This is a genomic window from Micromonospora sp. ZG13, assembly GCF_059359355.1.
The window spans coordinates 39,433-66,211 of record NZ_JCADBQ010000011.1 but is presented as its reverse complement, the minus strand read 5'-3'; the positions used below and the strand labels follow the sequence as shown (position 1 = coordinate 66,211).

General features: G+C 75.1%; 21 protein-coding genes and 1 pseudogene. 14 read left to right on the top strand and 8 right to left on the bottom strand.

The window, feature by feature from the left end:
* Positions 1 to 35: 35 nt before the first annotated feature.
* The 3 genes from AC5L34_RS21475 to AC5L34_RS21465 all read right to left on the bottom strand — a co-directional run bounded on the left by AC5L34_RS21475 (position 36) and on the right by AC5L34_RS21465 (position 2,357).
* A complete protein-coding gene (locus AC5L34_RS21475) occupies positions 36 to 638 on the bottom strand; it encodes a TetR/AcrR family transcriptional regulator (protein ID WP_441176898.1) in 603 nt (200 codons plus the stop codon).
* A 212-nt stretch (positions 639 to 850) separates the two neighbouring features.
* Entirely contained in the window at positions 851 to 1,594 is a 744-nt protein-coding gene (locus tag AC5L34_RS21470; RefSeq protein WP_441176899.1) for a metallophosphoesterase family protein, read from the bottom strand.
* Positions 1,595 to 1,679: 85 nt separating this feature from the next.
* Positions 1,680 to 2,357 carry a Crp/Fnr family transcriptional regulator gene (locus tag AC5L34_RS21465; RefSeq protein WP_089003062.1) on the bottom strand — a complete coding sequence of 226 codons (678 nt, stop codon included), beginning with the start codon at positions 2,355 to 2,357 and terminating at the stop codon, positions 1,680 to 1,682.
* Between the two features lie 217 nt (positions 2,358 to 2,574).
* On the opposite strand from AC5L34_RS21465, the gene AC5L34_RS21460 reads away from it, so the two are divergent.
* From AC5L34_RS21460 to AC5L34_RS21435, 6 genes are all read left to right on the top strand, one after another.
* Positions 2,575 to 3,237: an adenosylcobinamide amidohydrolase gene (locus tag AC5L34_RS21460; protein WP_441176900.1), complete on the top strand. Its 663-nt coding sequence runs from the start codon at positions 2,575 to 2,577 to the stop codon at positions 3,235 to 3,237.
* 56 nt (positions 3,238 to 3,293) lie between these two features.
* Positions 3,294 to 4,457: a CapA family protein gene (locus AC5L34_RS21455; RefSeq protein WP_441176901.1), complete on the top strand. Its 1,164-nt coding sequence runs from the start codon at positions 3,294 to 3,296 to the stop codon at positions 4,455 to 4,457.
* 61 nt (positions 4,458 to 4,518) lie between these two features.
* Complete coding sequence (gene nth, locus AC5L34_RS21450; protein ID WP_172896620.1) at positions 4,519 to 5,307, top strand: endonuclease III; 789 nt, start codon at positions 4,519 to 4,521, stop codon at positions 5,305 to 5,307.
* Between the two features lie 55 nt (positions 5,308 to 5,362).
* Positions 5,363 to 6,025 carry a TlpA family protein disulfide reductase gene (locus AC5L34_RS21445; RefSeq protein WP_494826654.1) on the top strand — a complete coding sequence of 221 codons (663 nt, stop codon included), beginning with the start codon at positions 5,363 to 5,365 and terminating at the stop codon, positions 6,023 to 6,025.
* Positions 6,022 to 6,714, top strand: coding sequence for an NUDIX hydrolase (locus tag AC5L34_RS21440; RefSeq protein ID WP_494826652.1), 693 nt, complete (start codon positions 6,022 to 6,024; stop codon positions 6,712 to 6,714). The genes AC5L34_RS21445 and AC5L34_RS21440 overlap by 4 nt, the downstream gene beginning before the upstream one ends.
* Before the next feature lie 63 nt (positions 6,715 to 6,777).
* Positions 6,778 to 7,956: a MarP family serine protease gene (locus AC5L34_RS21435; RefSeq protein WP_101413080.1), complete on the top strand. Its 1,179-nt coding sequence runs from the start codon at positions 6,778 to 6,780 to the stop codon at positions 7,954 to 7,956.
* 100 nt (positions 7,957 to 8,056) lie between these two features.
* On the opposite strand, the pseudogene AC5L34_RS21430 reads toward AC5L34_RS21435, so the two are convergent.
* The 3 genes and pseudogenes from AC5L34_RS21430 to eccCa all read right to left on the bottom strand — a co-directional run.
* Positions 8,057 to 8,785 (bottom strand): annotated as a pseudogene (locus AC5L34_RS21430) (phosphatase PAP2 family protein); the annotation flags it as partial.
* 46 nt (positions 8,786 to 8,831) lie between these two features.
* Complete coding sequence (mycP, locus tag AC5L34_RS21425; protein WP_441176903.1) at positions 8,832 to 10,241, bottom strand: type VII secretion-associated serine protease mycosin; 1,410 nt, start codon at positions 10,239 to 10,241, stop codon at positions 8,832 to 8,834.
* 110 nt (positions 10,242 to 10,351) lie between these two features.
* Positions 10,352 to 14,317 (bottom strand): type VII secretion protein EccCa, encoded by a 3,966-nt coding sequence (gene eccCa, locus AC5L34_RS21420; RefSeq protein WP_494826649.1) that lies wholly within the window; start codon positions 14,315 to 14,317, stop codon positions 10,352 to 10,354.
* Between the two features lie 101 nt (positions 14,318 to 14,418).
* Between eccCa and eccD the strand changes: the two genes are divergently transcribed.
* On the top strand, positions 14,419 to 15,819 hold the full coding sequence (gene eccD / locus AC5L34_RS21415) for a type VII secretion integral membrane protein EccD (RefSeq protein WP_441176905.1): 1,401 nt from the start codon (positions 14,419 to 14,421) through the stop codon (positions 15,817 to 15,819).
* A gap of 34 nt (positions 15,820 to 15,853) precedes the next feature.
* On the opposite strand, the gene AC5L34_RS21410 is transcribed toward eccD, so the two are convergent.
* Positions 15,854 to 16,360, bottom strand: coding sequence for an inorganic diphosphatase (locus AC5L34_RS21410; RefSeq protein WP_089003820.1), 507 nt, complete (start codon positions 16,358 to 16,360; stop codon positions 15,854 to 15,856).
* A 579-nt stretch (positions 16,361 to 16,939) separates the two neighbouring features.
* Here AC5L34_RS21410 and dacB point away from each other — a divergent pair.
* From dacB to AC5L34_RS21390, 4 genes are all read left to right on the top strand, one after another.
* Positions 16,940 to 18,361, top strand: a complete 1,422-nt coding sequence (dacB, locus tag AC5L34_RS21405; protein ID WP_494826646.1) for a D-alanyl-D-alanine carboxypeptidase/D-alanyl-D-alanine endopeptidase — start codon at positions 16,940 to 16,942, stop codon at positions 18,359 to 18,361.
* A 78-nt stretch (positions 18,362 to 18,439) separates the two neighbouring features.
* The gene (locus AC5L34_RS21400; protein WP_441176907.1) at positions 18,440 to 19,510 is read left to right on the top strand and encodes a zinc-dependent metalloprotease; all 1,071 of its coding nucleotides are present in this window, start codon (positions 18,440 to 18,442) and stop codon (positions 19,508 to 19,510) included.
* 10 nt (positions 19,511 to 19,520) lie between these two features.
* Positions 19,521 to 20,513: a tRNA lysidine(34) synthetase TilS gene (gene tilS, locus AC5L34_RS21395; RefSeq protein ID WP_441176908.1), complete on the top strand. Its 993-nt coding sequence runs from the start codon at positions 19,521 to 19,523 to the stop codon at positions 20,511 to 20,513.
* 106 nt (positions 20,514 to 20,619) lie between these two features.
* Complete coding sequence (locus tag AC5L34_RS21390) at positions 20,620 to 22,263, top strand: gamma-glutamyltransferase family protein (RefSeq protein WP_441176909.1); 1,644 nt, start codon at positions 20,620 to 20,622, stop codon at positions 22,261 to 22,263.
* 57 nt (positions 22,264 to 22,320) lie between these two features.
* Here the strand turns inward: AC5L34_RS21390 and AC5L34_RS21385 are convergent, their stop codons facing one another.
* Complete coding sequence (locus AC5L34_RS21385) at positions 22,321 to 23,280, bottom strand: GlxA family transcriptional regulator (RefSeq protein WP_441176910.1); 960 nt, start codon at positions 23,278 to 23,280, stop codon at positions 22,321 to 22,323.
* Between the two features lie 150 nt (positions 23,281 to 23,430).
* Here AC5L34_RS21385 and AC5L34_RS21380 point away from each other — a divergent pair, with 150 nt between their 5' ends.
* The 3 genes from AC5L34_RS21380 (at position 23,431) to ftsH (ending at position 26,765) form a co-directional block, all read left to right on the top strand.
* Complete coding sequence (locus tag AC5L34_RS21380; protein ID WP_199184607.1) at positions 23,431 to 23,568, top strand: hypothetical protein; 138 nt, start codon at positions 23,431 to 23,433, stop codon at positions 23,566 to 23,568.
* 101 nt (positions 23,569 to 23,669) lie between these two features.
* Complete coding sequence (gene hpt, locus AC5L34_RS21375; protein WP_089003078.1) at positions 23,670 to 24,245, top strand: hypoxanthine phosphoribosyltransferase; 576 nt, start codon at positions 23,670 to 23,672, stop codon at positions 24,243 to 24,245.
* A gap of 495 nt (positions 24,246 to 24,740) precedes the next feature.
* Positions 24,741 to 26,765, top strand: coding sequence for an ATP-dependent zinc metalloprotease FtsH (gene ftsH, locus AC5L34_RS21370; RefSeq protein WP_357722613.1), 2,025 nt, complete (start codon positions 24,741 to 24,743; stop codon positions 26,763 to 26,765).
* Positions 26,766 to 26,779 lie beyond the last annotated feature (14 nt).

Genomic DNA, 26,779 nt, shown 5'->3' with positions numbered 1-26,779 from the left:
CTCCGGGGGCTGGGCGGGCCGGTCAGGGCGGGCGGTCAGGGGGTGAGCAGGGTGGCGAGCTGGCGCTTCCAGGTGTGCAGCAGGGCGGCGCGGCGGGACGAGTCGTCGTTGAGCAGGTTGGCCACGCCGAGCCCACGGAGCAGGTCGAGGGTCGCCTGCACCGCCTCGCGTACGCCCGGACGGCGCTCGTCCACGTCGAGCAGCGCGACGGTGAGCCGGTGCATCTCGCGGCCGACGCGGGCCTCGAGCGGCACCAGGGCCTCGCGCAGCTCCCGGTCGGTGCGGGCGGCGACCCAGAGTTCGAGGGCCGCGACGAAGAGCGGGCCGGTGAACGCCGCGCCGAGCAGGTCGATCACCCGGTCGAGCCGCTGCGGGCCGGGCGGTAGCGCCTCGGCCTCGGTGCGCAGCTCCTCCGCCCGCCGCTCGGCGAGGTGGGCGACGGCGGCGGTGACCAGCGCGGCCTTGGTGGGGTAGTGGTGCAGCTGGGCGCCGCGCGAGACGCCGGCCCGGGTCGCGACGACGGTGGTGGTGGTGCCGGACCAGCCGTGCTCGACCAGGCACTCGACGGTCGCCTCCAGCAGGCGGGCCTGGGTGGCGCGGCTGCGCTCCTGCTGAGGGACGCGGGTCGATGCGGGCACGGGGACAGCGTGCCGCCCCGGAAACAAACAGTCAAGACTGACTTTTTCTGGGCGAGGTCGGATGGCGCCGGGTGACGCCCCACCGTGGAGAGGTCTCGGCGGCGTCCACCCGGAAGGGCGACCGTCTCCGCGCGCGGGTCAGGACGGCGGGGCGGTGTACGGCGGTGGGGGAACCCTCAGCCCCGGATGCGGGCCCGCCCCGTCGGCAACGCTCAGCGGCCGTCGCGCGGGGCGAACACCGCGAGGGCCGTGGCGTCGCTGTGTCGGGAGCGCAGGTACTCGTCCGCCCACCCGGCGGCGTCGGGGAAGCCCGACTCGGCCGTCACCCGGGCGCAGGCGGCGTCCACGTCGAAGGGGGTACGCCGCAGGTCCACCCCGGGCCCGAGGAGCGCCCAGTAGGCGCCGGGACCGCCGTAGGGCATCCCGACGCTGCCCGGGTTGACGATCAGCCGCCGGTCGGCCAGCCGGGTGAACGGCATGTGGGTGTGCCCGCAGACGACCGTGCCCACCTCGGCCGGGACGTCGGCGAGCACCTCCGCCCAGCGTTCCATCCGGGAGTCGACGAGCACGACCTCCTCGTCGTCGCGCGGGGTGGCGTGGCAGAACAGCACCGGGCCGAGGCCGGTGACCTCCAGGGTGACCGTCAGCGGCAGCGCCGCCAACCGGGCCACCTGGTCGTCGCGGAGCTGCTCCGCCGCCCAGTTGGAGACGTCGATCGGGGAGGGGCGGCCGGCCCGCGCCTGCACCAGCTCGCGGTCCGCGTTGCCCCGTACCCAGCGGGCCCGGTCGCCCAGGCCGGCGAGCACGTCCAGCACCTCGACCGGCTGCGGGCCGGCCGCGATGTCGCCGGTGAGCACGATCAGGTCGGCGGCGGCGACGTCCGGCTCGGCCAGTACGGCCTCCAACGCCGGCAGCGCACCGTGGATGTCGGAGAGAACGGCCACCCGGTCCAGCATCGCTCCACCGTGCCCGCCGGGCGGGCACGGTGTCCAGCGATTCTGCCCCGGGCAGACAGAGCCCGGGGCAGCCCAGCCGGGTGCGTCAGACGCGGGCGCGGCGGGCCAGGCGCTCCGGGTCGAGGATGATGATGCTCTTGCCGTCCAGCCGCAGCCACCCGCGCGAGGCGAAGTCGGCCAGCGCCTTGTTGACGGTCTCCCGGGAGGCGCCGACGAGCTGGGCGATCTCCTCCTGGGTGAGGTCGTGGGTCACCCGCAGCACCCCGCCGTCGCGGGTGCCGAAGCGGCCGGCCATCTGCAGCAGATTCTTGGCGACGCGGCCGGGCACGTCGGTGAAGATCAGGTCGGCCAGGGAGTCGTTCGTGCGCCGGAGCCGGCGGGCGAGCACCCGCAGGAGCTGCTCGGCGATCTCCGGGCGGTTGTTCAGCCACGGGCGCAGGGCCTGCTTGCGCAGCCGCACCAGGCGGGTGTCGGTGACCGCCGTGGCCGTCGCCGTACGCGGGCCGGGGTCGAAGAGCGACAGCTCGCCCACCATGTCCGACGGGCCCATCACCGCGATCAGGTTCTGCCGGCCGTCGGCAGCGCGCCGACCCACCTTGATCTTGCCGGACAGCAGGATGTAGAGACTGTCGCCGGGTTCGCCCTCGTTGAAGACGATCTCGCCCTTGCGGACCTCGAGCGTCTCCATCTCCTTGGCGAGTGCCTCGGCAGCCTCCGGGTCGACGCCCTGGAAGATCCCGCTGCGAGCCAGTACCTCGTCCATCGCGCACCTCCGCCTGCGCGTGCCGTCCGTCGGCCGGGTCCGCCGTCCGCTGATCCCTCGCGCGTCGCCAGTCTAGGCGCACGTGAGCAGCAATCAGAGGTGCACCCCTGGAATCTTGATCGTTGGGCGTAACCTGCCGGCCCTGATCAAGCAGTAGGATCGCGCGCCCGCCCGGGCGCCGGGGCGGCCCCCGACACCCGGGTCGTAGGGTCACCACGTGCTGAGTGAACCCGTGCTGACCGCCCGCCCGGAGGACGGCCGGGACGTCCCGCTGCTCGTGTGGCGCGCCGACGGCCCGCTGCGCGCGGTCAGCTCCGCGCCGCTGGGCGGCGGGATCGGCGTCCGGCACTGGGTCGTCAACGCGACCGTGCCCATGTCGTACGACCGGGACGACCCCGCCGACCACCTGGCCGAACTGGCCGACCGGCTCGGCCTGGACGGGCCCGGGGTGGGCCTGCTGACGGGGGTGGACGTCGCCGAGGTCGTCGCCCGGACGGACACCGGCGTGCGGATCTGGGCCACGGTCGGCCTGGGCACCCCGGTCTGGGCGGCGGCACCCGCCCCGGCGGCGCCGGTACAGCGGGTCGGCACCGTCAACGTCGTGGCGTACGTCCCGGCCCGGCTCGGCGACGCCGCCCTGGTCAACGCCATCGCCACGGCCACCGAGGCGAAGGCGCAGGCGATCGCGGAGCTGGGCGTGCCGGGCACCGGCACCCCGACGGACGCCGTCACCGTGCTGTGCCCCGTCGACGGCCCCGAGTCGGCGTACGGCGGACCGCGCTCGACCTGGGGCGCCCCGCTGGCCCGGGCCGTGCACGCCGCCGTCACGGCCGGCGGGGCCGGCACCGTCGTCCCGTGGTCGGACCGACCGGCGGGCTGAGACTCCGTCCGATCGGCTCTCGTCCCGGCGTCGCAAGCCCGATAAGGTCGCGCTCGATGTACGCTGCCGCCTCCCCACCGCGCCGCCGCGCCGCACTCGGCCTCGGCGCGCTGCTCGCCGTCCTGCTCGCCGCCGGCTGCGGAGGGCCCGATTCCGGGTCCGACGCCGTCTGGCAGCCCGGCGCGGGGGGTGGCAACACCGGCGCCCCGGTCCGCTCGGGCGAGCCCACCCGCTCCGCCCAGCCCGCCGAGCAGGCCATCTCGCTCTCCGCGACCGGCGACATCATCATGGGCAACGCGCCGAACCGGCTGCCCCCCTCCGGAGGCAAGGGCTTCTTCGACTCGGTCGAGAAGGCGCTCGCGGCCGACCTGGTGATGGGCAACCTGGAGGAGCCGCTCACCGTCGACACCGGCACCGGCAAGTGCGGGCCGAACTCGACCCGCTGCTTCCAGTTCCGGGCCCCGCCCGAGTACGCCGCACACCTGCGCGACGCCGGCTTCGACCTGCTCAACCAGGCCAACAACCACGGCTACGACTTCGGTCCGAAGGGCTACGAGAACACCCAGAAGGCGCTGGAGAAGTACGAGCTCGCGCACACCGGGGCGCCCGACCAGATCACCGTCGTCGACGTCAAGGGGGTCAAGGTCGCGGTCGCCGGCTTCTCGTCGTACGTCTGGTCCAACAGCCTCACCGACATCGCCGCGGCGAAGAAGGTGATCACCAAGGCGGCCGGCATGGCCGACGTGGTCGTCGTGCAGGTGCACATGGGCGGCGAGGGGGCCGACAAGACGCGGGTCAAGCCGGGCACCGAGATGTTCCTCGGCGAGAACCGGGGCGACCCGGTCAAGTTCTCCAAGGCGATGATCGACGCCGGGGCGGACCTCATCGTCGGGCACGGCCCGCACGTGCTGCGCGGCATGGAGTTCTACAAGGGCCGGCTGATCGCGTACAGCCTGGGCAACTTCGCCGGCGGGGGCAACTCGCTGAGCAACGCCGGCCGGCTCGGCTGGGGCGGGGTGCTGAAGGTGTCGCTGAACCCGGACGGGAGCTGGGCCGGCGGCTCGTTCGTCTCGACGTACATGAACTCCATCGGCAAGCCGACCATGGACCGCGACGACCGCGGGCTGGGCCTGCTGAAGCAGCTCACCAAGAGCGACTTCCCGGAGACCGGCGCCCGCTTCGACGACTCGGGCGCGATCAGCGCGCCGCAGGGCGGCTGACCGGGCCGGTACGGCGCGTGGCCCCGGCCGAGCGTCGGCCGGGCGACGTAGGCTGGCCGGCGTGACCACGAGTTCCTCCGGCTTCACCGAGACCGACCTCGGGCGCACCCGCCGCGCCCGGCGGATCGGCCGGATGCTGACCGACACCCACCCCGACGCGCACTGTGAACTGGACCACTCCAACCCGCTGGAGCTGGCCGTCGCGACGATCCTCTCCGCCCAGTGCACGGACAAGAAGGTCAACGAGGTCACCCCGAAGCTCTTCGCCCGCTACCCGACCGCCGCCGACTACGCGGGCGCGGACAGGGCGGAGCTGGAGGAGCTGATCCGGCCCACCGGCTTCTACCGCAACAAGACCGACTCGTTGATGAAGCTCGGCCAGGCCCTCGTGGAGCGGCACGGCGGCCAGGTCCCCGGCAGGCTCGCCGACCTGGTCGAGCTGCCCGGCATCGGCCGCAAGACCGCCAACGTCATCCTCGGCAACGCCTTCGACGTCCCCGGGATCACCGTCGACACGCACTTCCAGCGGCTGGTGCAGCGCTGGCGGCTGACCGCCGAGACCGACCCCGTCAAGATCGAGCACGCGATCGGGGCGCTCTTCCCCCGGCGCGACTGGACCATGCTGTCGCACCGGATCATCTTCCACGGCCGGCGGGTCTGCCACGCCCGCAAGCCGGCCTGCGGCGCGTGCACGCTGGTGAAGCTGTGCCCGTCGTACGGCACCGGCCCGACCGAGCCGGCGGCGGCCGCGAAGCTGCTCAAGGGCCCCCGGGCCCGGGACCTGGCGGTGGCGGCCGGGGTCGACCCGGAGCTGGTGCCGGTCCAGGCCGTCGTGGCGGAGGCACCGTGAGCGTGAGGAGTGAGCCGGTCTTGCGAGCCCCGCAGTCGCGAACCACGGTGAACCGATGAGCGCGGGGAGCGAGCCGGTGTCGCGGGCCCCGCAGTCCCGACGCCGCCTCGTCGCCCTGCTCGTACCCGTGCTGTTGGCCGCCGCCGGGTGCACCGCCGGCACCGAGGAGAAGGACCCGGGCCCCTCCGAACGGCAGAAGGCTGCCGCGAGTCGCCCGTCGCCCTTCCAGGACTGCTCCGCCCTCGGCACGCCGCCCGCCTCCGCCCCGCCGGCGGCACCGTCCGGCGGCGGGGGGCAGACGCTGCCCGAGCTGACCCTGAACTGCTTCACCGGCGGCGCCCCGGTCGCCCTGCGCGACCTGCGCGGCCCGGCGGTGATCAACGTCTGGGCGTCCTGGTGCCCGCCCTGCCGCAAGGAACTGCCCGCCTTCCAGCGGCTCAGCGAGCGGGCCGCCGGCCAGCTCCGGGTGGTCGGGGTCAACAACCAGGACGGCCGCGAGGCGGCCCAGGCCATCGGCGAGGACTTCGGCATCCGCTTCCCGGTGCTGGTCGACCAGGGTGAGGGCCTGAAGCGGGAGCTGAACCGCAAGGCCATTCCCCTGACCGTCTTCGTCGACGGGCAGGGCCGCGTACGGCACGTCGACTCCACCGGCGCCCTCGACGACGCCCGGCTGGCGGAGCTGGTCCGCCAGCACCTCGGCGTGACGGTGCCGGCGTGAGCCGGCGGCCCCCGGGCTGGTTCGACCCGCTGCTGACCCGGCTCGGCAGCGCGCGCAGCGAGGACTTCACCCGACTGGTCACCCCGGAGAGCGGGGGGCGGGAGAGCGCCGTGCTGGTGCTGCTCGGCGAGGAGCCCGGCGCCGGCCCCGACGTGCTGGTCCTCCAGCGGGCGGCCACCCTGCGCAACCACGCCGGTCAGCCGGCCTTCCCCGGCGGCGCGGCCGACCCGGAGGACGCCGACGCCCGGGCCACCGCGCTGCGCGAGGCGAACGAGGAGGTCGGCCTCGACCCGGCCAGCGTCACCGTCCTGACCGAGCTGCCGAAGCTCTGGATCCCGGTCAGCGACTTCGTGGTCACCCCGGTGCTCGCCTGGTGGCACGCCCCGCACCCGGTGCACCCCCGGGAGCCGGCCGAGGTGGCGCACGTGGCCCGGCTGCCGGTCACCGAGCTGGTCGACCCCGCGAACCGGATGCGGGTCCGCCACCCGAGCGGCTGGATCGGCCCCGCCTTCTCGGCGCGCGGGATGCTGGTCTGGGGCTTCACCGGCGGGGTGCTGGCCACTTTGCTGGAGATGGGCGGCTGGGCCCGGCCGTGGCCGCGCGACCGGGTCGTGGACCTGCCGCCGACCGGGGAGGCCCCCGCGCCCTCCGCAGGCACCGACGCGGTGGACGAGACGCCGGTGCGCTGACCGGACGGTCACCTTCGGCAAGCGATGGTCATCTCGCGGGCCCGGTGCCCGTACGCTTGACGCGTGTCCGCCGTGGATCTCGTACTGCTGCTGCTCATGCTCGTGTTCGCGATCAGCGGATACCGCCAGGGCTTCGTCATCGGGGTGCTGTCGTTCTCCGGCTTCTTCCTGGGCGCGCTCGTGGGCCTCCAGCTGGGGCCGTTGCTGGCCCGGCAGTTCGTCGACAGCGGCACCCGGGTGCTGGTGTCGCTGGTGGCGATCTTCGGGCTGGCGGTGGTCGGGCAGGCGCTCGCCGGCTGGCTCGGTTCGCACCTGCGCAAGACGATCACCAGCGACGTCGGCAAGCGGGTCGACGACGTCGGCGGGGCGTTCGTCTCGCTCTTCGCCGTCCTGCTGGTCGCCTGGCTCGTCGCGGTGCCGCTCGGCTCGTCGTCGCTGCCCTGGCTGGCCTCCTCGGTGCGCAACAGCGCGCTGCTCACGGTGGTCGACCGGGTCCTGCCCGATGAGGCGCAGCAGCTCTCCACGGCGCTGCGCGACACCGTCGACACCAACGGCTTCCCCGACGTCTTCGGCGACCTGGCACCCACCCGGGCCCGGCAGGTGTCGCCGCCCGACCCGGCGCTCGCCGGCTCCCAGGTGGTCGTCAACAGCCAGCGTTCGGTGGTCAAGGTGCTCGGCTCCGCCCCGAGCTGTTCGCGCCGGATCGAGGGCTCCGGCTTCGTCTACGCCGACGACCGGGTGATGACCAACGCGCACGTCGTCGCCGGCACCCGGTCCACGGTCGTGGAGCTGAACGGCGACCGGTACGACAGCAAGGTGGTCGTCTACGACCCCGACCGGGACCTGGCCGTGCTGCACGTGCCCGGGCTGCCCGGCCCGTCGATGCGCTTCGCCGCCGGTAACGCGGGCAGCGGCGCGGACGCGATCGTGCTGGGCTTCCCGCTCGACGGCCCGTACAACGCGCAGTCGGCGCGGATCCGGGACGTCGACCGGATCACCGGACCGGACATCTACTCCGCCGGCAACGTGACCCGGGAGGTCTACACGATCCGGGCGCTCGTGCAGAGCGGCAACTCCGGCGGCCCGCTGGTCTCGTCGAACGGGCTGGTGCTCGGGGTGATCTTCGCGGCGGCGGCCGACGACCCGAACACCGGCTTCGCGGTGACCGCGGCCGAGGCCCGTCCCGTCGCCCTCGCCGGCGCCGAGCGCACCCGGGCCGTCGGCACCGGCGAATGCACCTGACCGGTCAGGCTCCCGTCGTCGGCCCGTGACCCGCCAGCGGCCCGTGACCCGCCAGCGGCTTCTGGCCCGACGGCGGCTTCTGGCCCGACGACGGCGCGGGGCGGCCGGGTGGGGCGGCCCGCCAGACGGTGAGGGCGGCGGCCGTCGCGGCCACCACGGCCGCGCCGAGCAGCCAGCCGGCCAGCACGTCGCTGGTCCAGTGCACGCCGAGGGCCACCCGGCTGAACCCGGTCACCAGGGCCAGCAGCAGGGCGGCCGTCCACACCACCGGGCGCGCCGCCGGCCGTACGCGCGGGAGGAACACCACCAGCAGCACCCCGGCGGCGAGGGCGGCGTTGAGCGCGTGCCCGGACGGGAAGGCCAGGCCGGGCGCCTCGGCCACCGGATCGGGCAGATCCGGCCGGGGCCGACCGACGAGCAGTTTCAGCAGCGGGCCGAGCAGGCCGCCGACCGCCATGGTGACCGCCACCCAGACGGCCAACTGCCGGGCCTGGCGGTGGAGCAGCCAGAGCACCAGGACCAGGGCCGCCACGCGCAGCGGCATCGGGGCGAACACGTCGGTCCAGTGGGCCATCAGGCGTACCCACGCCGGATGGTCGGCGGCGAGGCCGGCCAACGCGTCGGTGACCGCCGTGTCGAGCCGGCGCAGCGGGGGCCAGTCTCCCAGCACCAGGAACGCCAGCAGCGTGAACGGCACCGCCACCAGGAACGCGGCGGTCGCGGCGAGGGTCAGCCGCAGGCCCCGCGCGTGGTCCGGGTGCAGGCGGCGGTCACGCCACGAGGAACGCGGTGGGGCGACGAGGGTACGCGGCGGGCCGGACGGGCTCATGACATCCGTCCTACCCGCGACGCGGCCCGGTCAGACCCGTTGCGGCTCAGCCCGGCGGCGGCGGACGGCGCCAGGTCGCGGCGGCGCGCCGGTGCGAGGCCAGCGGAGTCCACTGGCGGAACCGGCGCACCATCAGCGCCGCCCCGGCCAGCAGGGCGACGAAGAACGCGGCCCCGGTCCAGAGCTGCTCCGGCGTGGTCTCCTCCTGCGTACCCGCGGGCTGCGCCGCCCACCGGGACTGCTGGCGCGGCACGGTGAAGCCACGCGGGTCGCCGCCGACCCCCGCGACGTCGGGCCGCGCCGCCCCCGGTGCCGGCCCGAACCCGACCACGCCAGGGGAGGACTGGTCGTCCAGCGGGTTGCGGCCCACCGGGCCCACCTCGGCGTCGAGCGCGGCGACCGGGTCGACCATGCCGTACCCGAAGCGGTCGTCCCGGCCGGTCGGGCCGATGTCGCGGGCGGTGGTGAGCAGCCGGTTGACCACGTCGCCGGCGGGCATCTCGGGGTAGCGGGCCCGCACCAGCGCGGCGGTGGCGGCGACCAGCGGCGCCGCGAAGCTGGTGCCCTGCACCCGCCAGTAGCCGCCCGGCCGGGCCCCGACGAGGCCGGTGGCGGGGGCGGTCAGCACGGTGGCCCGCCCGGTGATCGAACCGGACCAGAGGTTGTCGCTGTCGCGCTCCGTGCCGGCGACCGCGATGACGCCCGGCTCGCGGGCCGGGTACCAGACCTTCGCGTTGGCCGCGTCGCCCAGGTTGCCGGTGCAGGCGACCACGACGACGTCCCGGACGAAGGCGTAGTCGAGCGCGGCCGCCAGGGCGGGGCTGTCGCCGCTGCCGCCGAGGGACAGGTTGATCACGCGGGCGCCGTTGTCGACGGCCCAGCGCACGCCCTTGGCGACGATCAGCGCGTCGTCGTAGCGGTTCTCGGCGTCGAGGACGCGCACCGGGAGGATCCGGGCGTCCGGCGCCAGGCCGACGGCCCCCCGCTCGTCGTCGTTGCGGCCGGCTATCAGCGCGGCCACGGTGGTGCCGTGGCCGACCGGATCGGGACTGCCGGTCGCGCCCCGGGGCGCGACCAGGTCGAGGCCGGGCAGCACCTGGCCGGCCAGGTCGGGATGGGTGGCGTCCACGCCGGAGTCGACCACCGCGACGGTGACGCCCTTGCCGGTCGAGCTGCGCCACGCGGTCTTCGCCCGCAACACGTCGAGCTGCCACTGCTCGTCGCGGACCTGGTCGGGGCGCTTCCTGCCGTCGGGCGCCGCGAACGCCACCGGAACGACGGCGGCCGGCTGGTCGAGGACGGGAAGGGGGGCGGGCTGCCGAGGGGCGGCGCCGGCCGCCGTCACCGGAGCCGCGACCGACACGACGGCGGCCGCCAGGCCGAGCAACGTACGTCCGGCGATCCGCCGAGCCGCTGGCGGACAGCTGTGCCGCACGGTCGTCACATCCTCAGGCATTCATCGCGACGCAAACATGACGATCGGAGATTACCGGTTCTCCGCTCCCTCGCGGGGTGTTCCCGGGACACTGGTCACGACCGCCCCACGGGGCCGTCCCGGGACACCGGTCACGGCGGCGGCAGATGGGCCAACTGGACCAGGCGTACGCCCTCGCGCCGGGTGACCAGCCGGCCGCGCCCCGGGGGCAACGGGCCGGGCCGGACCGGGCCGACCAGCGCCCCCTCCTCCGGGCTGCCCGCCATCACCAGCCCCGAGGTGGACAGCTCGCGCAGGCGTTGCACGAGCGGCTCGTACTGGGCCCGGCCGGCACCGCCCGAGCGGCGGGCGAGCACCAGGTGCAGCCCGACGTCCCGGGCGTGCGGCAGGTGCTCCTCCAGGGCACGCAACGGGTTGGACGGCCCGCTGGCGACCAGGTCGTAGTCGTCGACCAGCACGAACAGCTCCGGCCCGGACCACCACGACCGCTGTCGCAGCTGCGCGGGCGTGACGTCGGGCCCCGGCACCCGCCCCGCCATGTAGCCGGCGGCCGACTCGATCAGGTCGGTGGTGTGCGCCGCGGCCGAGCCGTACCCGATCAGGTGCGGCGACGCCGACTCCGTCATGTCCACCAGGCTGCGGCGGTAGTCGACCAGGATGACCCGGGCCTGCTCGGGGGTGAACCGGGTCATGATCGAGGTGGCCAGCGCGCGCAGGAACGACGACTTGCCGCACTCGGCGTCGCCGAAGACCACGAAGTGCGGCTCGGTGGCGAAGTCCAGCACCACCGGGCGCAGGTCCGCCTCGGCGATCCCCACCGGGATGCGCAGGCCGGTGGTCGCGGCCAGGTCCAGCTCGGCGTACGGGAGCACCGGCGGCAGCAGCCGCACCGGGGGCGCGACGGGGCCGGTCCAGCTCCCGGCGGCCTGCTTGACCAGGTCCGTCGTGTCCCCGCCGGACGCGGCGAGCTGTGGCAGCGCGGTGAGGAAGTGCAGGCTCTCCGCCGTGATGCCCCGGCCGGGGGTCTTCTCCGGCACGTTCGCCGCCGCCCGGCGGGCCACCAGCGAGTCGGCGGGGTCGCCGAGGCGCAGCTCCAGCCGGGAGCCGAAGAGGTCCCGGATCGCCGGCCGGAAGTCCAGCCAGCGCACTGCCGTCGCCACCACGTGCACCCCGTACGACAGCCCCCGGGTGGCGAGGTCGGTGATGAGCGGCTCCAGGTCGTCGTACTCGCCGCGCAGCGTGGCCCAGCCGTCCACCACCAGGAACACGTCGCCGAACGGGTCGGCCGCGGGCTGGTCGGTGCCCGCCAGCGCGGCCCGCCGCTGCCGCCAGGTCGCCATCGACTCCACGCCCAGCTCGGCGAAGCGTCGTTCCCGGTCGACCAGGAGCGTCGCGATCTCGCCGACCGTACGCCGGACGGCCGTGGGGTCGGCGCGGCCGGCGACCCCGCCGACGTGCGGCAGGTCGCGCAGCGCGGCCAGCCCGCCGCCGCCGAAGTCGAGGCAGTAGACCTGCACCTCGGCCGGGGTGTGGGTGAGCGCCATGGCGCAGATCAGCGTGCGCAGCGCGGTCGACTTGCCGCTCTGCGGGCCGCCGATCACGGCGACGTGGCCGGCGGCGCCGTCCAGCGCCAGCCAGAGCAGGTCGCGGCGCTGCTCGAAGGGCTTGTCGACGACCGCCACGGGCACCTGGAGGGCGCCGTGCAGCTCCGGGTTGCCGAAGGTGAGACCGCGCGCCGGGTCGGCGCCGACCGGGCCGAGCAGCTCGTCCAGCGCCGGCGCCCGGCCGAGCGGGGGGAGCCAGACCTGGTGGGCGGGCGGCCCCTGCCCGGCCAGCCGGTCGACCATCAGCTCCAGCAGGCTCTCGGTGCCGCCCTCGTCGGCCGTGGCGGGCAGGGCGGGCGGCCCGACCGGCTCCGGCTTGGGCACGAGGTGGGTGGAGAAGGCGAGCAGGCGCGGGGCCCCGGTGCCGCCCGCGCCCGGTGCGGCGCCGCGTCGGCGCAGCGCCCCCGAGACGTACGCGGCCTTGAACCGCACCAGCGGTTCGGTGCCGAAGCGCAGGTAGCCGTGGCCGGGGGAGCGGGGCAGCTCGTGCGCGTCCGGCACCCCGAGCACCGTGCGGGACTCCAGCGCCGAGAAGGTCCGCAGCCCGATCCGGTACGACAGGTGGGTGTCCAGCCCCCGCAGCCGGCCCTCCTCCAGCCGCTGCGAGGCCAGCAGCAGGTGCACGCCGAGCGACCTGCCCAGCCGGCCGATCTGCACGAACAGGTCGATGAAGTCGGGCTTGGCCGACAGCAGCTCGGAGAACTCGTCGCAGATCAGCAGCAGCGACGGCAGCGGGGCGAGCGGGGTGCCGGCGGCGCGGGCCCGCTCGTAGTCGCGCAGGCTCGCGAAGTTGCCGGCCCGGCGCAGCAGTTCCTGGCGGCGGACCAGCTCCCCGTTGATGGCGTCGACCATCCGGTCGACCAGCGGCAGCGCGTCGGCCAGGTTGGTGATCACCGCGGCGGTGTGCGGCAGTCGGTCGAAGGAGGCGAAGGTCGCGCCGCCCTTGAAGTCGATCAGTACGAAGTTGAGCTGCTCCGAGCTGTGCGTGGCGGCCAGCCCGAGCACCAGGGTGCGCAGCAGTTCCGACTTGCCGGAGCCGGTCGCCCCGATCAGCAGGCCGTGCGGCCCCATCCCGTCCTGCGCCGACTCCTTCAGGTCCAGCTCGATGGCGCCGCCGTCGGTGCCCACCCCGATGGGCACCCGCAGCCGCTCCCGGGCGGACCGGGGCGCCCACCCCTGCTCGGCCGTGAAGCTCTCCGGGTCGCCGAGACCGAGCAGCTCGGGCAGGCCCAGCTCGGCGCCCGGCGGGGCGTCCGGGCCGCGGGCCGCGCTGGCCAGCCGCAGCGGGGCGAGCCGGCGGGCGACGGCCTCCGCGTCGACGAGGTCCAGCCGGTCCGCCGTACCCACCTCGGCGTGCCCCTCCGCCGAGTGGGAGTGCAGCCGGCCCCGGCGCAGCTCCAGCAGCAGCGCGAACCGGTCCAGCAGGCGCGGCGGCGGGGTGTCCAGGTCGATGATCGTGACGGCGTCGATGCCGCCGTCGCCGGTCAGGTCGGTGGCCCCCGTCAGGTCGCCCCCGTCGAGCACCACCACCACGTGCGGGCCGTCGGTGGCCGGGCCGGCGGGGCTGAACCGGGACCGGCTGGCCAGCACCTCGTCGAGCAGCCCCTCCAGCTCCGCCCCCGCGCTGGTGACCAGCCGGACCGGGCCGAGCGCGTCGGTGCGGGTGGGGTGGTGGGCGTGCGGCAGCCACTTGACCCACTCCCAGGCGGCCCGCCGCTCCGGCCCGGCGCAGACGGCGACGAGCAGCTCGTCCGGGGCGTGGAAGACCGCGAGCTGGGCGAGTATCGCCCGGGCCAGCGCCTGGGCGGCGGGCCCGTCGCCGCCGGTCGGGCCGGCGTCGCGTACGAAGACCCGGGCGAAGCTGCGCAGCGACAGCGCCACCGGCAGGTCGGGCACCACGGCGTACGCGTCCAGGAACCGGCGCAGCGCGCCGGCGGTCATCGGTTCCAGCTCCTCCAGCGGGCGGGTGACCGGGGGGACCAGCGGCGTGGCGAGGGTCTGCGGGCCGACGGCGACCCGGACGACCGCGAAGTCCGGGTCGGTGGGGCGGCGTTCCCAGACCCGGTGGCTGTCGACGGTCGACCAGAGCCGGCCGGGGTCGGGGTGCCGGTAGTAGAGCCCGGCGCGTTGCTGCCCGGCGGTCTGCCGGACCCGGCGCCGCAGCACGGTCAGGTGCCGCAGGTAGTCCCGCCGGGCGGCCATCATCTCCGACTTCTTCGGGGTGCCGGAGGCGCTGCCCCACGAGGTCACCAGCATGGCCAGCGAGGAGAGCCCGAACATCCCACCGACCACGTACGAGTAGGCGCCCCCGCCACGGCCGAACATCATCGCCATCGCCACGGTGCCGCCGAGCATGGGCAGCACCATGAGCAGTTGCTGCCAGCGCCCGCCGGCGACGGCGGGGATCTCCGGCGGCGCGTCCACCGGCAGCTCACCCACCGGGATCTCCGGCGCCGGTCGGCGGGGTGGCCGCTTGATGACGACAGTGGACACTCGACCTCCTGACAGCGCTCGGTAACCCGAGCCTGGCTCATGGTAGGTAAAGTCCTGTCGTCCGCGCAGCCACCAACCCCGCCGGAGATGGAGATCAGTCGATGACGATCGGGCTGGCCCGGGTCACCATCAGCGCCCCTCAGCGGCGGGTGGACGTCGCCCTGCCCGAGCAGGTGCCCCTGGCCGAGCTGCTGCCCGAGGTGCTGCGGCACGCCGGCGAGGGGCTCGCCGACGACGGCGAACGGCACGGCGGCTGGGTGCTGCGGCGCACCGACGGCGCGGTACTGGCCACCGCGCAGGCGCTGCTGCCGCAGGGGGTCCGCGACGGCGAGGTGCTGCACCTCGTGCCGGCCCGCGCCGAGTGGCCCGAGCTGGAGTACGACGACGTGGTCGAGGCGATCGCCGACGGTGCCCGGCGGCGCGGCGGGGCGTGGTCACCGGCCGCCACCCGGGCCGCCGCCCTGGCCGGGGCCGCCGTGCCGCTCGCCGTCGGGCTGCTCGCCGTGACGGCCGGCGGGCCGGCGCACGAGGCGGCCTGGCCGGCCGCCGCCGTGGTGGCGCTCCTGCTCACCCTCGCCGGGGTGGTGGCGTCCCGGGCCCACGACGACGGGCCGGCGGGCGCGACCCTGGGCGGCTACGCCCTGCCGTACGCGGCGGCGGCGGGGGCCCTCGCGGTCAGCTCCGGCGACCCGGTCGGGCCGGTGCCGGGGCTGCGCTGGATCGGCGCGCCCGAGCTGCTGGCCGGCTCGGTGGCGCTGCTGCTGGTGTCGGTGCTCGGGCTGGTCGGCGTCGCCACCCGGCTGCGGGTCTTCGTGGCGGGCGCCACCGTCGGGGTTGCCGGCGCGCTGGCGGCCCTCGGCGGGCTGCTGCTCAGCCCGGCCGGCACGGCGGCGGTGCTGCTCTGCGTGCTGGTCTTCGCCGTGGGGGCGGTGCCGCTGCTGGCCATCCGGCTCGGCAAGGTGCCGCTGCCCCCGATCACCCTGCCCACCGGCGAGCCGGGTGGCGCCGACCGGGCCCGCGACCTGCCCGACCGGGACCGGGTCTACGCGGCGGTGGCCCGCACCGAGGAGATGCTCACCGGCATGCTGCTCGGGCACGCGGTGCTGGCGGTCGCCGCCGCGGTGGTGCTGGGCCTCTCCGGCGGGACGGCCGGCCGGCTGCTGGTGGCGGTCGCCGCGGCGGTGCTGCTGCTGCGCTCCCGGCTGTTCGTGTCGCTGCGCCACCGGGTGCCGACCGTCGCCGCCGGCCTCGCCGGGTACGCGGTGCTGGGCGCCGTCCTCGTCGACGGGTCCGGTCCGACGGGCCGGCTGGCGCTGGTCGTCGGCGGGCTGACGCTGGCCCTCGTGGCGGTGGCCGCCGGCACCACGTACGCCCGCCGGCCGGTCTCCCCGTACGTCGGCCGGCTCGCGGACCTGACCGACACCGCCCTGGTGGTGTCGGTGGTGCCCGTGGCCTGCGCGGTCCTCGACCTGTACGAGCGGGCCCGGGGGCTGCTCGGCTGAGCGGCCCCCGGGCCCGTCGGTGGTCTGTGCCGGGTCAGTGCGTGGACTCGCCGCGCGCCTCGGCCTCCCGGGCGCGCCGGTACGACGCCGCGATCTCCGCCTCGGCCTCGATGCGCCCCACCCACGTGGCGCCCTCGACCGACTTGCCGGGCTCCAGGTCCTTGTAGACCTCGAAGAAGTGCTGGATCTCCAGCCGGTCGAACTCGCCGAGGTGGTGGATGTCGCGCAGATGCTCCTGGCGCGGGTCCTCGTAGGGCACGCAGAGGACCTTGTCGTCGCCGCCCTTCTCGTCCGTCATCCGGAACATGCCGATGGTGCGGCACCGGATCAGGCAGCCCGGGAAGGTGGGCTCGGGGACCAGCACGAGCGCGTCCAGCGGGTCGCCGTCCTCGCCCAGCGTCCCCTCGATGAAGCCGTAGTCGGCCGGGTACTGCGTGGAGGTGAAGAGGGTGCGGTCCAGCCGGATCCGGCCGGTCGCGTGGTCGACCTCGTACTTGTTGCGGTGACCCTTGGGGATCTCAACCGTCACGTCGAAATCCATCTGCACGCTCCCTCGTTTGCCCACGCTGGCCAACGGAAACCAGCGGCACGCCGCTCCACGGATGAATGCCCACCCGCGGGCTCCGGCCGCCGCATAGTGTTCGGACCGAAGTAGTGTCACCCAAGCAGATTTTCGCGGGGCGAGGAGGGGGCCGTGGGGAGGGAAGATTCACACTACCGTCCGGATGCCGATGCTGGACGGGGTACCGGCCGATCTGCTTCCGGCGGCGCGACCGGGCGGTTCCCGGTCCCCGACGCCCATCTTCCCCGCCCACCCGCGTCCCCGGGCCCCGCCGACCTGACGCCCGGTCCGCCCCCGGACAGCGGAGTCCTCGCAGGTTCCGGCGTCCCGGCTGGCTCCGGCGCACCGAGCGGTCCCGGCGTTCCGGCTGGTCCCGGAACCTCGGGCGGTCCCGGCCTTCCGGGCGGTCCCGGCGGACCGGCGACCGGTCCCGCGGGCCAGGAACCCTCGTCGGGGACGGCGGACCTCTGGGCCGCCGCCGCGACCCGGCCGGCCGGCGGGCCGCCCGGCCCGGGCGCCCCGGAGCCGCCCGCGCCGACCCCCCGCCGTCGCCGGCGGATGCCCGTACTGCTGGCCGCGGTGCTCGTGCTGGTCCTGGCCGCCGTCGGGATCGCCGTGCTCCGCCCGGGACCGGTGGCGGAGTGGCTGGGCGACGAGCCCGCCGGCCCGGGAGTTGCCACACCGGCGGCGGAGCCGGCGCCCGTGGCGGTGCTGGCCGCCGCGGACGCGAACGCCCCGATGCCCACCCCCGAGGGCGTACGCGCCGCGCTCGCCCCGCTCGTGGGCGTGCCCGCCCTCGGCGACCGGGTGCACGTGTCGGTGGCCGACGTGGCGACCGGTCAGCCGCTCTTCGGCCGGGGCGAGGACGACGGCACGGTGCCCGCCTCGGTGACCAAGCTCGTCACCGGGGTCACGGTGCTCGCGGCGCGTGGTCCGGCGTACCGCATCCCGACCCGGGCGGTGGCCGGCGCGGCCCCCGGTGAGGTGGTGATCGTCGGCGGCGGGGACCCCACGCTGGCGGTCGACAAGAAGGGCTTCTACCCGGGCGCGGCCCGCCTGGACGACCTGGCCGCCCAGGTGCGCGACGCCCTCGGCGGCGCGAAGCCGACGAAGGTCACGGTCGACTCGTCGCTCTACTCGGGCCCGGTCTTCGAGCCGGGCTGGGACGACGACATCCCCACCGGCGGTTACGGCGGCGCGATCACGGCGCTGATGACCGACGGGGCCCGCAGCGACGTGACGCGCGCGAAGAAGGACGAGGCGGCCGGCAACCACTGGGCCGAGCGGGTGTCCCAGCCCGACCTCGCCGCCGGTCGGGCCTTCGCGCGGCTGCTCGGCGTGCCGCCCGGCGCCGTCGCGCGCGGCACCGCCCCCGCCCCCGCCGCCGGCGCCACCCCGGGGCCCGGGGCCGAGTTGGGCAAGGTGGAGTCGCTGCCGATGGTCCGGCTGGTCGACATCATGATCAGCGACAGCGACAACATCGTCGCCGAGGCGCTGGCCCGCCAGGTCGCGCTGGCCCGCGACCAGCCCGCCTCCTTCGTCGGCGCGGGCGCGGCGATGGACGCGGTGGCCGCGGAACTGGGCCTGCCGGCCGACGAGCTGACCCTCGCCGACGGCAGCGGCCTGTCGCGCAGCAACCGGATCAGCCCCTCGCTGCTCACCGACCTGATCGCGCTCGCCGGTGACGGCAGCCGCCCCGAGCTGGCCGCGATCTTCGGCGGCCTGCCCGTCGCCGACTGGTCCGGCACCCTCGCCGACCGGTACGAGACGGCGGCGACGAAGGCCGGCGCCGGGGTGATCCGGGCCAAGACCGGGACGTTGACCAAGGTGCACGCCATCGCCGGCCTGGTGAGTACGAGCGACGGGCGGCTGCTCACCTTCGCGGTGCTCACCGACGCGGTGCCCCCGGACGGGCTGACGGCCGCCCGGGGAGCGCTGGACCGGATCGGCGCGGCACTGGCCGGCTGCGGCTGCCGCTGACCGCGGGCGCGGGCGTCGGCGTCGATCCCCGGGCGCGAGCCCGGGCCGGGGTGTCGCGGCGCGGGTACGGTGGGGTGCATGGCGCAGTTCGTGGACTGGGATCTGGCCGCCGCTACCGCGGGGGCGCTGAGCAAGTCGGGCCCCCGGGTGTCGTACGCCGAGGCCACCGACGTGGTCGCTGAGCTGCGGCGGCTGACCGACGAGGCGGCCGGGCACGTCGCCGACTACACGGGGCTGCGTTCGCAGGTCTCCCACCCGCCCGTGCGGGTGGTCGACCGGCGGGACTGGGCGGCCACCAACATCGCCGGGCTGCGCGAGGTGATCACCCCGTTGGTCGGCCGGCTCACCAAGGACAAGCAGCCGGGCGCGCTGACCGAGGCGATCGGCTCCCGGGTCACCGGCGTGCAGGCCGGCACCGTGCTCGCCTACCTCTCGGGCCGCGTCCTCGGCCAGTACGAGGTCTTCTCCGCCGACCCTGGGCAGTTGCTGCTGGTCGCGCCGAACATCGTCGAGGTGGAGCGCAAGCTGGGGGCCGACCCGCGCGACTTCCGGCTCTGGGTCTGCCTGCACGAGGTGACCCACCGCACCCAGTTCACGGCCGTGCCGTGGATGCGGGCGTACTTCCTCAGCGAGGTGCAGGCCTTCGTGGACGCGTCGTCCAGCGGCGGCGAGCACCTGCTGGAGCGACTGCGCCGGGGCGTCGCCACGCTCTCGGACGCGGTGAAGGACCCGGAGAGCCGCACCAGCGTGCTGGACATCGTCCAGACCCCGGGGCAGCGGGCCGTGCTGGACCGGCTCACCGCGCTGATGACCCTGCTGGAGGGGCACGCCGAGTTCGTCATGGACGGCGTCGGCCCGCAGGTGGTCCCGAGCGTGGATCGGATCCGGGCGGCGTTCAACCGGCGCCGGGAGGCCGGCAACCCGCTGGAGAAGGCCATCCGTCGGCTGCTCGGCATCGAGGTCAAGATGCGCCAGTACGCCGAGGGCCGCAAGTTCGTGCACGGCGTCGTCGACCGGGTCGGCATGGAGGGCTTCAACAAGATCTTCGGCTCGCCGCTCACCCTGCCCCGGCTGGAGGAGCTGGGAGACCCGGACGCCTGGGTGGCGCGGGTGCACGGCCCGGTCGGCCCGGCGCCGACCGTCGGCTGACCGTACGCCCGTGGCCGCGCTCGCCCCGCCGGTGGCCGCGATCCGGGTCGCGGTCCGCCGCGCCCTGGCCGACCTGCCGCCCGGCGGGCCGGTGCTGGTCGCCTGCTCGGGCGGTGCGGACTCGCTCGCGCTGGCCGCCGCCACCGCGTTCGTGGCGCCCCGGACGGGTCGCGTCGCCGGCCTGGTGACGATCGACCACGGGCTCCAGGAGGGGTCGGCGCAGCGGGCCGCGGCGGTGGTGACGTGGGCCCGCGAGGTCGGCCTGGCGCCGGTCGAGTCGGTGCGGGTCGAGGTGGCCGGCCGGCCGGGCGGTCCCGAGGCGGCGGCCCGCGAGGCCCGCTACCGTGCGCTCGCCGAGGTCGCCCACCGGCTCGGGGCGGCGGCGCTGCTCACCGGACACACCCGCGACGACCAGGCGGAGACGGTGCTGCTCGCGCTCGCCCGGGGGGCCGGCCCGCGCGGCCTCGCCGGGATGCCCGCCCGACGGGACCTCGACGGGGTGCCGCTGCTGCGCCCGCTGCTCGAGGTCGGCCGGGAACAGACCCGTACGGCGTGCGCGGTGCTCGGGCTGAGCCCCTGGGAGGACCCGCACAACGCCGACCCCTCGTACGCCCGGGCCCGGGTCCGGGCCGACCTGCTGCCCGCCCTGGTCCGCGCGCTCGGGCCGGGGGTGCTGGACAACCTGGCCCGGACCGCCCGGCTGGTGGCGGCGGACAACGCCGTCCTCGACGGGCTGGCCGCCGCCGCGCTGGCCGACGTCCGCCACCCGGACGGCGGCCTCGCCGTACGCGGGCTGGCCGACCTACCGGCGGCGGTACGCGGCCGGGTGCTGCACGCCTGGGCCCGGGAGTTGGGCGCCCCGCCCGCCGCCCTGTCGCACCGGCACGTGACCGCCCTGGACGCGCTGGTGACCGGCTGGCGCGGGCAGGGGGCGGCGCACCTGCCGGGCGGGCTGCGGGTGCTGCGCCGCGACGGCCGGCTCGCCGCCATCGTTCCCCGCTGATCCGTTCCGCCGGACGGTGACCCAGTGGCGCCCTGGAGCCGGGTCCGTCGGCACGGGGCCCGGTTCCGGGGCCGCGGGATCCGCCGGGAGGCGGTAGACATGGCGCATGGCGTACCCCCGACAGCCGCTCTTCGCGCCGCACGGCGCGGTGGCGACGAGCCAGCCGCTGGCCGCGGCGGCCGGCCTGGCCGTGCTGCGACGCGGCGGCAACGCCGTCGACGCGGCCCTGGCCACGGCGATCACCCTGACCGTGGTGCAGCCCCCGTCCAACGACATCGGCGGCGACCTGTTCGCGATCGTCTGGGACGGCGAGCGGCTGCACGGCCTCAACGCCTCCGGCCGGTCCCCGGCGGCCCTGACCCGCGAGCGGGTGCTCGCCGCGACCGGGGGGCGCGGTGCGGCCGCGGTCGACGCGTTGGGCGGCGCGCAGCGGGCGGGCCTGGCGATGCCGGCCCGGGGCTGGCTGCCGGTGACCGTGCCCGGCGCGCCGGCCGGCTGGCGCGACCTGCACGACCGGTTCGGCTCGCTGCCCTTCGCCGACCTCTTCGCCGACGCGATCGGCTACGCCGAGCACGGCCACCCGATCTCCCCGGGGGTGTCGGCGATCTGGTCCCGTGCGCTCGCCGCGCAGGTCGACCAGAGCGGCCCGGAGTTCGCGGAGTTCGACCGGGTGTTCGCCCCCGGCGGCCGGGCGCCCCGGGCGGGGGAGCGGTGGCGCAACCCGGACGCGGCGCGGACCCTGCGGCTGATCGCCGAGACCGGGGCGGAGGACTTCTACCGGGGCGGGATCGCGGCGGCGCTGGCCGCGCACGCGGCCCGCACCGGCGGCCTGCTCACCGGCGACGACCTGGCCCGGCACGCCTCGACCTGGGTGACCCCCGTGTCCGCCCGCTACCGGGGCCACGAGGTCTGGGAGCTGCCGCCCAACGGGCAGGGCCTGGCGGCGCTGCTGGCGCTGCACATCCTGGACGGTGCGGAGCTGGCCGGGCTGCCGCTCGCCGAGCGGCTGCACCGGCAGATCGAGGCGACGAAACTCGGCTTCGCCGACGCGCACGCCCACGTCGCCGACCCGGAGCGGGTGCCGGTGCCGACGGAGGCGCTGCTCTCGCCGGCCTACGCGGCGGCCCGCCGCGCGCTGATCACCGAGCGGGCCGGGGAGCCGACGGCCGGCGACCCGGAGCGCGGCGGCACGGTCTATCTCTGCACCGCCGACGCCGACGGCATGATGGTCAGCCTGATCCAGTCGACCTACCTGGCCTTCGGCTCCCGCGTGGTGCTGCCCGGGCACGGCTTCGCGTTGCAGAACCGGGGGCTGGGGTTCCGCCTCGATCCCGCCCACCCCAACGTGGTGGGGCCGGCGAAGCGGCCCTACCACACCATCATCCCGGGCTTCCTCACCCGCGACGGGCGGCCCGTGGGCCCGTTCGGGGTGATGGGCGGGCACATGCAGCCGCAGGGGCACGTGCAGCTGGTCTCGGCGACCCTGGACGGCGGGCTCGACCCGCAGGCCGCGCTGGACGCGCCGCGCTGGTACTGGCACGCCGGCCGCTCGGTGTTGGTCGAACCGGAGCTGGTCGCCACCGCCGAGGGGCGCGCCGCCGTCACCGAGCTGCGGGCCCGGGGTCACGAGATCGCCGTCGCGGAGGAGCCGGCGGTCTTCGGGCACGGGCAGGCGATCTGGCGGCTGCCGGACGGCGGATACGCGGTCGGCTCGGAGCCCCGGGTGGGCGGGGGAATGCTCGGCTGGTGACCGGCGGGCCGGCGGCCCCGCTCCCGGTGCCGCGGTCCGTCGCTGCGGCTCCGGGGCTCAGGCCTCCACGCGTTCGCGGAAGGTGGTCCGGTAGGTGTGCGGGGTGGCGCCGACCCGGCGGGCGAAATGGTGCCGCAGCGCCGCCGAGTCGCCGAAGCCGGCCCGGTCGGCGACGGCCTCGACGCTGAGCCCGGTCTCCTCCAGCAGCCGTCGGGCCAGCAGCACCCGCTGGTTGGTCAGCCAGTCGTGCGGCGTGGTGCCGGTCTCGGCGCGGAACCGCCGGGCGAACGTGCGCGGGGACATCTCCGCCCGGGCGGCCAGCTCGTCGACGGTGACCGGGCGGTCCAGGTGCCGCATGAGCCACTCCAGCACCGGTTCCAGGGTCGGCGCCTCGGGGGTCACGGGGATGGGTGCCTCGATGTACTGCGCCTGGCCGCCGTCGCGGTGCGGGGGCACCACCATCCGGCGGGCCAGCCGGGTGGCCGTGGCGGAGCCGTGCTCCTGGCGGACCAGGTGCAGGCAGGCGTCGATGCCGGCGGCCGTGCCGGCGCTGGTGAGCAGCCGGTCGTCCTGCACGTAGAGCGCGTTGCACCGGACCCTGGCGCTCGGGTGGCGGCGTTGCAGCTCGTCGACGTAGCGCCAGTGGGTGGTGCATTCCCGGCCGTCGAGCAGGCCGGCCTCGCCCAGCACGAACGCGCCGGAGCAGACGCTGAACACGTACGCCCCCCGGTCGGCGGCCCGGCGCAGCGCGGCGAGCGCGGTGGCCGGCACGACGGTGCCGTCCTGGTGTGCCGGGACGGCGACCAGGTCCGCCTCCTCCAGCGGGCCGAGGTCGGCGTGCGGGGTCAGGTGGAAGCCCGACGAGGTGCGGACCGGAGCCGCGTCGGGGCTGCACACGTGGAAGCGGTAGCCGGGGAACCCGTCGGCGGTGCGGTCGGTCCCGAAGACCTCCGCGAGGACGCCGAGCTCGAACGTGGCGACCCGGTCCAGGGCGAGAACGGCGACCGATCTGAGCATGTGACGAGGGTAACCGCCCGGTTGGCAGGAAATCGAGGGGAGGTGGCAATCCTGCCACTGTCCGGGCGGCGGCAACCGACGGAAACTGGTTCCAGTCCGGTGCGCACCGGCGGCGAAACCGACAGCAACCATGCGAAAGCGAGCGCCGCCATGGAGATCCTGCTCTTCCTCTTCTTCCTCGTCCTCCTCGCCCTGGCCTCGGCCGTCGGCCTCACCGCCGACAGCCGGGACTCGGCCGACTGGAAGCCGTCCGACGACGGTCGGCGCTGGCGGTCCCGTCCCTGCTGAGGTGGAACGCGGCCTTCGCGGGGTTCGTCCGGGGTGGGACCGCGCCCAAAAGGGGCGGCCCCGCCGACGGAGGCCATCCGGCGTACGGCAGGCTAGGAGCCATGGCTGACGGCTCCTGGTACGACGCCGACATCGACCACGTGATCATCTCCGAGGCGCAGATCCGCGAGAAGACCGCGGAACTCGCCAAGCAGGTCTCGGCGGACTACGCCGACGTCGATGACGGGCTCCTGTTGGTCTGCGTCCTCAAGGGCGCGGTGATGTTCATGGCCGACTTCGCCCGGGCGCTGGGCCGCAGCGGGCCGCCCGCCGAGCTGGAGTTCATGGCCGTCTCCTCCTACGGCCAGGGCACCACCTCCTCCGGGGTGGTCCGCATCCTCAAGGACCTGGACCGGGACATTGCCGGCCGGCACGTGGTCGTGGTCGAGGACATCGTCGACTCGGGTCTCACCCTGTCGTGGCTGCTGCGTTACCTGGAGTCCCGCTCGGCCGCGAGCGTCGAGGTGGTGGCGCTGTTCCGCAAGCCCGACGCGGTCAAGGTGCCGGTGCCGGTGAAGTACGTCGGCTTCGACATCCCGACCGAGTTCGTCGTCGGCTACGGCCTCGACTTCGGCGAGCGCTACCGCGAACTGCCCTACGTCGGCGTGCTCAAGCCCGAGGTGTACGCCCGGACCTGAGCCCGCCCGCGTCGGCCCGCGACATCGGCGCCGGTCGAGCGGACGTTCAGCGGGCTCTCAGCGAGCCGGACTACGGTGGAGGCCGGTGGCGTGGAGGCTCCCTCCACGCCCGACCCCCGAACCGCGGGACCGGGCGGACGGGAGGCCGGGCGCGGAGCTCGCGTCACGCCGGCTAGACCCGGTTCGCCCTACGCGTAATTATTGGGCTCGCAGGCCCGCTCCGCGCGCGCACGATGATCGGATCGTGCGCGTACGCGGGGCTCGCAAGCTCGCTCGGTGCGCGCACAGCTGTTCCCTTTGTGCGTCACTGCGGGGCTCGCAAGCTCACTCCTCGCGTGCACGGTGTACCGTCGAATGACCGCGGCGCGGCAGTTTCGCGCCTCGGGGTCGAGCCGGCCCGCACGGCGGCTCCGGCCGCCGCCGCAGGCGGCGACACCATCAGACGGTCAGGACGTCGATCAGGAGGATGCGGGCGCCTCGGCGCTCGACAACAGCATGGAACGTACGCGTTTCTTCCGCCGACCGGTGGTCTGGATCATCCTGGTCATCCTCGGCGCCGTTGTGCTCAGTCAACTGTTCACCGCTGGTCCCAGCTACCACCGGGTGGACACTTCCATTGCGCTCGACCAGCTCAACAAGGGCGGCATCGACAAGGTCGTCTTCCAGGACAAGGAGCAGACGCTCCGGCTCGACCTGAAGGACAAGGCCAAGTTCGGTGACACCAACACCGACCGGATCGAGGCGCAGTTCCCCTACGAGGTCGGCGACGAGGTCTGGAACGAGGTCCTCGAGGCCAAGGCGAACAACCGGGTCACCGGCCCGGCCAACGTCGAGGTGTCGTCCGACAGCATCTGGGTGAGCCTGCTGGTCAACCTGCTCCCGATCGCCCTGCTGGTGCTCCTGCTGCTCTTCTTCATGTCGCAGATGCAGGGCGGCGGCTCCCGGGTGCTCAACTTCGGCAAGTCCAAGGCGAAGATGATCACCAAGGACACGCCGAAGACCACGTTCGCGGACGTGGCCGGGGCCGAGGAGGCCGTCGAGGAGCTGCACGAGATCAAGGACTTCCTGCAGAACCCGGCGAAGTACCAGGCCCTGGGCGCCAAGATTCCGAAGGGCGTACTGCTCTTCGGCCCGCCCGGCACCGGTAAGACGCTGCTGGCCCGCGCCGTCGCCGGCGAGGCCGGGGTGCCCTTCTACTCGATCTCCGGCTCGGACTTCGTGGAGATGTTCGTCGGTGTCGGCGCCAGCCGGGTCCGCGACCTCTTCGAGCAGGCCAAGGCGAACGCGCCGGCCATCGTCTTCGTCGACGAGATCGACGCGGTCGGCCGCCACCGTGGCGCCGGCATGGGCGGCGGTCACGACGAGCGCGAGCAGACCCTCAACCAGCTGCTCGTCGAGATGGACGGCTTCGACACCAAGGGCGGGGTCATCCTGATCGCCGCCACCAACCGGCCGGACATCCTCGACCCGGCGCTGCTGCGCCCGGGCCGCTTCGACCGGCAGATCCCGGTGGACGCCCCCGACATGGAGGGCCGCAAGGCGATCCTGCGGGTGCACGCCAAGGGCAAGCCGTTCACCCCCGACGTCGACCTCGACGCGGTGGCCCGGCGTACCCCCGGCTTCAGCGGTGCCGACCTGGCCAACGTGATCAACGAGTCCGCGCTGCTCACCGCCCGCAAGGACCAGCGGGCGATCACCAACGACTCCCTGGAGGAGTCGATCGACCGGGTGATCGCCGGTCCGCAGCGCCGCACCCGGGTGATGAGCGACCAGGAGAAGAAGATCACCGCGTACCACGAGGGTGGGCACGCGCTGGTCGCCTGGGCGTTGCCGCACGCCGCGCCGGTGCACAAGGTGACGATCCTGTCCCGCGGTCGGTCGCTGGGCCACACCCTGGTCCTGCCCACCGAGGACAAGTACACCCAGACCCGCGCCGAGATGGTCGACACCCTGGCGTACGCGCTGGGTGGCCGGGCCGCCGAGGAACTGGTCTTCCACGAGCCGACCACGGGCGCCGGCAACGACATCGAGAAGGCCACCCAGCTGGCCCGCGCGATGATCACGCAGTACGGCATGAGCTCCAAGCTCGGCGCGATCAAGTACGGCACCAGCGGCGACGAGCCGTTCCTCGGCCGCAACATGGGCCACGAGCGGGACTACTCCGACGCCGTCGCCGCCGAGATCGACGGCGAGATGCGGGCGCTCATCGAGCTGGCCCACGACGAGGCCTGGGAGATCCTGGTGGAATACCGGGACGTCCTGGACAACATCGTGCTGGAGCTGATGGAGAAGGAGACCCTCTCCACCGCCGACATGGCCCGGATCTGCGCCCGGGTGGCCAAGCGGCCGCCGATGGCGCCGTACAACGGCTTCGGCAAGCGCCAGCCCTCCACCGAGCCGCCGGTGCTCACGCCGGCCGAGAAGGACGCGCTGAAGGTGCAGGCCCAGGCCGACGGCGCCCAGGCCACGGTGGGCGGCGGCACCGCGAGCAACTCCAACAACTCGGACGGTACGCACTGAGCACCGACCCGACG

Excerpts from the sequence above, each read along its gene's own strand:
- dacB (WP_494826646.1), top strand. The coding sequence starts at position 16,940 with ATGCCCGTACTGCTGGCCGCGGTGCTCGTGCTGGTCCTGGCCGCCGTC.
- ftsH (WP_357722613.1), top strand. The coding sequence starts at position 24,741 with ATGGAACGTACGCGTTTCTTCCGCCGACCGGTGGTCTGGATCATCCTG.
- eccD (WP_441176905.1), top strand. The coding sequence starts at position 14,419 with ATGACGATCGGGCTGGCCCGGGTCACCATCAGCGCCCCTCAGCGGCGG.
- AC5L34_RS21445 (WP_494826654.1), top strand. The coding sequence starts at position 5,363 with ATGAGCGCGGGGAGCGAGCCGGTGTCGCGGGCCCCGCAGTCCCGACGC.
- AC5L34_RS21410 (WP_089003820.1), bottom strand. The coding sequence starts at position 16,360 with ATGGATTTCGACGTGACGGTTGAGATCCCCAAGGGTCACCGCAACAAG.
- mycP (WP_441176903.1), bottom strand. The coding sequence starts at position 10,241 with ATGCCTGAGGATGTGACGACCGTGCGGCACAGCTGTCCGCCAGCGGCT.
- AC5L34_RS21390 (WP_441176909.1), top strand. The coding sequence starts at position 20,620 with ATGGCGTACCCCCGACAGCCGCTCTTCGCGCCGCACGGCGCGGTGGCG.
- AC5L34_RS21385 (WP_441176910.1), bottom strand. The coding sequence starts at position 23,280 with ATGCTCAGATCGGTCGCCGTTCTCGCCCTGGACCGGGTCGCCACGTTC.
- AC5L34_RS21380 (WP_199184607.1), top strand. The coding sequence starts at position 23,431 with ATGGAGATCCTGCTCTTCCTCTTCTTCCTCGTCCTCCTCGCCCTGGCC.
- AC5L34_RS21400 (WP_441176907.1), top strand. The coding sequence starts at position 18,440 with ATGGCGCAGTTCGTGGACTGGGATCTGGCCGCCGCTACCGCGGGGGCG.
- AC5L34_RS21455 (WP_441176901.1), top strand. The coding sequence starts at position 3,294 with ATGTACGCTGCCGCCTCCCCACCGCGCCGCCGCGCCGCACTCGGCCTC.
- AC5L34_RS21470 (WP_441176899.1), bottom strand. The coding sequence starts at position 1,594 with ATGCTGGACCGGGTGGCCGTTCTCTCCGACATCCACGGTGCGCTGCCG.
- AC5L34_RS21465 (WP_089003062.1), bottom strand. The coding sequence starts at position 2,357 with ATGGACGAGGTACTGGCTCGCAGCGGGATCTTCCAGGGCGTCGACCCG.
- hpt (WP_089003078.1), top strand. The coding sequence starts at position 23,670 with ATGGCTGACGGCTCCTGGTACGACGCCGACATCGACCACGTGATCATC.